Origin of the sequence: Microbacterium sp. Leaf351, from assembly GCF_001423825.1 — a bacterium.
Lineage (GTDB): Bacteria > Actinomycetota > Actinomycetes > Actinomycetales > Microbacteriaceae > Microbacterium > Microbacterium ginsengisoli.
Map to the genome: position 1 here is coordinate 229788 of NZ_LMPK01000038.1, position 567 is coordinate 230354.

Below are 567 nucleotides of genomic sequence, written 5' to 3' on the forward strand. Positions count from 1 at the left end.
CCCACGCGCTGTCTCTCCCCACGCCCCGTCTCTCCCCACGCCCCCTCTCCCCCCGCCCCGTCTCTCCCCACGCCCCGTCTCTCCCCACGCTCCGTCTCCCCTCACCCTTTCCCGTCGCCCTCACTGTCCCCTCCCCTCCCCTCCCCTCCCCTCCCCCTCCCTCTCTCGTCGCCGCCTCGCTCCCTGCGCAATGTCGGAAGTTGTGGCCGACTCGCCGGTTCGCGCATGACGAGGGCGGGGTGTCGCGCAGAACTTCCGACGGAGTGTGGAGTGACGGCCCCTCCCCCATGCCCGCAGGCCACCGACGATCCACGGATGCCGCGCTGCTCGGACACTCACGACGTGATGTGCGCCCACCATGGCCATGTGTGCGACGAGAGGACGGCGGTGCGAACGAGCGCGCAGCTTCGCGCGCTGCGCTACTCACGCACCCGCATCGAACGTGCGCTCGAGACGGGCGAGCTCATCCGCCTGCGGCGAGGCGTGTTCGCGACACCGTCGAGCTGCGACGATGTGCGTCGCGCTGCGCGGGCGGGAGGCCGGCTCCGTGCATCAGCGCGGCTCGCC